The following is a 4,587-nucleotide window of genomic DNA, read 5'->3' on the forward strand; positions in this document are numbered from 1 at the left end:
GCATGTTCCGCGTCCTTGCAATACTGTGTTTACATACAGTCTATCGCTTAGCGGAAAGTTCTTTTACCCTCAGCCGAAATGCCTGCCGTTGCTAGACATTGCCAGCCAGTGCCCGTCACTCCCACTCAAATGTTAATAGGCCGCCTCTATGAAGGGGGCTGTTTTCGGGGTCGATTTCCAGGGGTTCATTGACACTTGAGGGGCGGGCTATGCCTTCCCTCTTGGCGTCCAATCCGCCCCTTGGGGCGTCAAATCAAGTCCGCTTTGTTCGGGCTGGGGTTGAAGTTGAAGCTGGGAATCTCCCCCGGCTTATGGCTGGCTGATGGTACTGGTTTGGGTGTCGCTGGGGTGGCTTTCTTGGGGGCCGGTTGGGAGGATGCCGGCGGTCTTGCGGTGGCCTTTTCAGGCTCGCCTGGCGACCGAATCAGACTGTTCACATAGCTGATAAAAGCATCATATCCGAAGCTGATTTTCCCTTCATCGTGCAGCGTTTTCCAGATGGCTTTTACCGGCCAGCCATCGGTCAAAGCCTCTTTTATGTCGTCGCGCTGGGCCAGGAAAGCCGCCCGATTCTGTCCTGAACGGGTGGGCTTTTGGGTCTGCATTTGCGCTGCAATGCGCTCTGTAAGCCGTTTAGTCATGCCGATTCTACCGCCTTTTATATGTCGATTTATCCGCGATTTAATGCCGATTCTATCGCTATTAAAGCGATTGTAAGGCGACTAAAGCCAGATTGCACGCCTTATGCGTGGAATCGGCTTGTGTTTGTCGATAAAACGGGTTATAGCCGGTAAATGGTAGTGATGTTAAAGTGGTGGTGAAGCGGGCAGGATGTGTGAAGTAGGCCCACCATGCAAGCATGGTGTTCCTCTTCACTTCCCCTTATTCGCACCTGCGGCGCTCAACGGGAATCCTGCCCTGCGGGGCCATCGGCGGACGCCGGAATAAGAGAACCAGGAGGACGCCAAAGATGGAGGCGACAGAGCAGAAGGTAACGAGAAAAAGCAGCACGCCGATCAAGGTGTATTGCCTGCCGGAAGAGCGGGCCGCCATTGAGGCCAACGCACAAGCGGCTGGCTTGAGTACGTCTGCTTTTTTGCTGGCCGTGGGGCAGGGTTACGCCGTCCAGGGCGTGACCGATTACGAGAACGTGCGCGAGCTGGTGCGGGTCAATGGCGACCTGGGCCGCCTCGGTGGTCTGCTGAAATTGTGGCTGACCGACGATGCCCGAACGGCCCGGTTCAGCGCTGAAACTGTCTTGGGCCTGCTGGCCCGGATTGAGGCCAACCAGGACGAAATGAGCCGATTGATGGAATCTATTGTGCGACCCAGGGCAGCATCATGATTGCCAAGCATGTTGCCATGCGTTCCCTGGGCAAATCAGACTTTGCCGACCTGGCTAAATACATCACCGACGCACAGAGCAAAGACCACCGGCTGGGCCATGTTCAGGTCACGAATTGCGAGGCGCATTCAGTGCGCGATGCCATCACCGAAGTGCTGGCCACCCAGCACATGAACACCAGGGCCAAGGGCGATAAGACCTATCACCTGATTGTCAGTTTTCGCGCCGGCGAGAATCCCGATGCCGACACCTTGAAGGCGATAGAGGAACGGATTTGCCAAGGGCTAGGGTTTGGTGAGCATCAGCGTATCAGCGCCGTGCATAACGACACCGACAACCTGCACATCCACATTGCCATCAACAAGATTCACCCGACCAGGCACACGATGCACGAACCGTACTATCCGCACCTGGCGCTGGCCGACTTGTGCGAGACGCTGGAACGGGACTATGGCCTGGAGGCAGACAATCACCGGCCGCAGCAGCGCGGGGCGGCATCGAGGGCCGCCGACATGGAGCGCCATGCCGGCGTGGAAAGTCTGGTGGGCTGGATCAAGCGCGAATGCCTGGACGACATTAAAGCCGCGCAGTCCTGGACGGAGCTGCACCAGGTCATGCGTGATAACGGCCTGGAGATTACGCCAAGGGGTAACGGGTTGGTGATCCGGGCCGATGACGGCACGATGGTCAAGCCCAGCACCCTGTCCCGCGATCTGTCCAAGCCTGCCCTGGAAAAGCGGCTGGGAGCCTTTGAGGCGTCACCGGATCAGCAGGAGAAGCCGCCCAGGCGGCAGTATCAAAAGAAGCCGGTACGGTCACGCGCTGACACCACCGAGCTTTATGCCAGGTACAAAGTTTTTTATCGCCAACTTATCAATGATAAATAAAAGTCACATCTATGTCAAAATCACTTATAACCGCACTCATTGTTGTCGCGCTTGATGCGATTGGTTTGGGATTAATCATGCCGGTGGTTCCGGCTTTATTAAATGAATTTGTACCGGCAGAGCAAACAGCATTTCACTATGGTGTTTTTTTATCGCTTTATGCGTTTATGCAGGTCTTTTGCGCGCCCGTTTTAGGGCGGTTATCTGACCGCTATGGACGGCGGATTATTTTGCTGGTTTCATTTTTAGGTGCCACGATTGATTATAGCATAATGGCGGCAGCGCCTGTTTTATGGGTGCTTTATATCGGCCGGATTATCTCAGGTGTTACCGGAGCAACTGGTGCAATCGCGGCATCAATTATCGCTGATACAACTAAACAGGAAGAACGTGCGCGTTGGTTTGGTTTTATGGGGGCGTGTTTTGGTGCAGGTATGATTGCAGGGCCTGCTATTGGCGGTGTTCTTAGTGATATATCTGTGCATGCGCCCTTTGTGGCAGGGGCTCTTCTCAATGCAATTGCCTTTTGTTTGGTGGCTTTCTTGTTGCCCAAAACGCCGTCACAACCGCCTGAAGGACAGCCAGCCAAAATCAATTTGTTTGAAGGCTTTCGCTTCAATTTTGCAGTTCAGGGACTTGCCAGCTTTTTTGCGTTGTTTTTTCTTATGCAGCTGATTGGGCAGGCGCCCGCCGCTTTGTGGGTGATTTATGGCGAACAGCGCTTGAATTGGGATATTGGCACAGCAGGTGTGTCGCTGGCCGTTTTTGGTGCAGCACATACATTCGTACAAGCTGTTTTAACCGGCACTCTTTCAAAGCGACTGGGTGACCGCGGTGTGTTGCTGCTTGGAATGGGCGCTGATATGTGCGGGTTTTTATTGCTGGCTTTTATCACGCAAAGCTGGATGGCGGTATTCTCAGGAACGGGTCCTATACCAGGAGCAATTCAAGAATTGCAACAGCAGATTTTTACTGAATGGTTACCAACTTCAGGTTTTGAATATGCTGAATTGCCAGATATCGAATTATATTTAGATGCTAATCCTCAGAATGCACAGTTCCAAATATGGCTCCCGATTCGTGCAAAATAAAAAAGTTGTGGCAAGTTTTTTGCCACAACTTTTTTTGAATAAAATGACTCTTAGTATTTTATAACTGACAATCAGCATATTAGATACTATAGTTGTTGTTGGCCTTTTAATTTGTTATAATCATATTGAGAGTAATTAGGAAAAAAGGAGCGTGGACAGATGACTAGAACGTGGTTTATTACTGGTGGAAGTAAAGGAATTGGTTTTGAGACAGTAAAATTAGTATTAGAAAATGGCGACCAAGTCATTTCTTTTTCTAGAACAGAAGGAAAACTCAGCAGGTTAAAAACAGAATATGGATCTTCTTTGCTGATCTGTTTAGGCGATATTGAAGAACGAGACATGGTAGTAGCCGCTGCTGCTAAGGGAGCAGAAAAATTTAATGGCATCGATATTGCTTTGAGTAATGCGGGAATGATGCTTGGAGGAATGATTGAGGAGACAACAGAAGAAGAGGCGCGTCAGATAATGAATGTAAACTTTTTCGGTTCTCTTTGGACGGCTCAAGCGGTTTCTCCTTTTTTGCGAGACAAATCAGGTCGTTTTATCCAAATGAGTAGTATCGGGGGCATCATGTCTTGGATGACTTCAGGTCTATACAGTGCTAGTAAATTTGCGGTAGAAGGATTGACGGAAGCTTTAGCACAGGAACTGGCTCCTTTTGGTGTTCATGTGACTATTGTTGAACCAGGAGGTTATTGGACAGATCTTTACAAGAAACTGCATAATAGTAAACGCTTGCCGGATTATCAAGAACTGCATCAACAAATGGATGCCTTCGCAAAAGAACAGGAGGGTCAGGCGACAGATAGTGACCCTATATTAGCAGCAAAGACAATCTTAAAACTTGCGGCATTGCCTGAACCACCACTACGTCTAATATTAAGTGATTCTCTTTTTGATGGGGTGATCGAAGCAACGGAAAATAAAATCGCCGGGTGGAAAGCAGAGGAGAGCCTCAGTCGGGAATCAGAAAAATTGATTCCAATGCCTGAAGGGTATTTAGCTGATAAGTAGATGACGACAGGAAAGTGACAATAAAAAATGAAAGAAATCATTGAAGAAATTCAAGCATACAAACCTTTTACACAGCAAGAAGCAAATGATCAAAAACTTTTTCTAAAACAAATACAATTTACGTATAGGAAGAATAAACGCCCTTTTCACCCAAGTCCAACAGCTTTGGACCGCAGTTGACTCTTTCGACACCCCTGCGATGCAACCCAATCCGGCTGACGGGGAGCCAGCAACGCTGAAAATTTAC

Annotated in this window: 4 protein-coding genes and 2 pseudogenes; 5 read left to right on the top strand and 1 reads right to left on the bottom strand. The window is 49.7% G+C overall.

Annotation, left to right across the window (positions count from 1 at the left end; genetic code table 11):
- Positions 1–248: 248 nt before the first annotated feature.
- The gene (locus tag FTU02_RS16095) at positions 249–641 is read right to left on the bottom strand and encodes a TraK family protein (protein ID WP_052928019.1); all 393 of its coding nucleotides are present in this window, start codon (positions 639–641) and stop codon (positions 249–251) included.
- A gap of 329 nt (positions 642–970) precedes the next feature.
- Between FTU02_RS16095 and traJ the strand changes: the two genes are divergently transcribed.
- From traJ to FTU02_RS16115, 5 genes and pseudogenes are all read left to right on the top strand, one after another.
- Positions 971–1,345 carry a conjugal transfer transcriptional regulator TraJ gene (gene traJ, locus FTU02_RS16100; protein ID WP_033472343.1) on the top strand — a complete coding sequence of 125 codons (375 nt, stop codon included), beginning with the start codon at positions 971–973 and terminating at the stop codon, positions 1,343–1,345.
- Positions 1,342–2,217: pseudogene (traI, locus tag FTU02_RS16105) on the top strand (TraI/MobA(P) family conjugative relaxase); the annotation flags it as partial. The gene traJ and the pseudogene traI, both read left to right, overlap by 4 nt.
- Positions 2,218–2,243: 26 nt before the next feature.
- Positions 2,244–3,146 (top strand): annotated as a pseudogene (locus tag FTU02_RS16110) (TCR/Tet family MFS transporter); the annotation flags it as partial.
- The gene (locus FTU02_RS16555; RefSeq protein ID WP_233735431.1) at positions 3,138–3,323 is read left to right on the top strand and encodes a GyrI-like domain-containing protein; all 186 of its coding nucleotides are present in this window, start codon (positions 3,138–3,140) and stop codon (positions 3,321–3,323) included. The pseudogene FTU02_RS16110 and the gene FTU02_RS16555, both read left to right, overlap by 9 nt.
- A gap of 159 nt (positions 3,324–3,482) precedes the next feature.
- Positions 3,483–4,340: an SDR family NAD(P)-dependent oxidoreductase gene (locus tag FTU02_RS16115; protein ID WP_120366351.1), complete on the top strand. Its 858-nt coding sequence runs from the start codon at positions 3,483–3,485 to the stop codon at positions 4,338–4,340.
- The last annotated feature ends 247 nt before the right edge of the window (positions 4,341–4,587 follow it).

Source organism: Acinetobacter sp. YH12045 (assembly GCF_013419925.1).
GTDB lineage: Bacteria > Pseudomonadota > Gammaproteobacteria > Pseudomonadales > Moraxellaceae > Acinetobacter > Acinetobacter amyesii.

Coding starts and splice junctions, on each gene's coding strand:
- FTU02_RS16555 (WP_233735431.1), top strand. CDS start 3,138: ATGGCGGTATTCTCAGGAACGGGTCCTATACCAGGAGCAATTCAAGAA.
- traJ (WP_033472343.1), top strand. CDS start 971: ATGGAGGCGACAGAGCAGAAGGTAACGAGAAAAAGCAGCACGCCGATC.
- FTU02_RS16115 (WP_120366351.1), top strand. CDS start 3,483: ATGACTAGAACGTGGTTTATTACTGGTGGAAGTAAAGGAATTGGTTTT.
- FTU02_RS16095 (WP_052928019.1), bottom strand. CDS start 641: ATGACTAAACGGCTTACAGAGCGCATTGCAGCGCAAATGCAGACCCAA.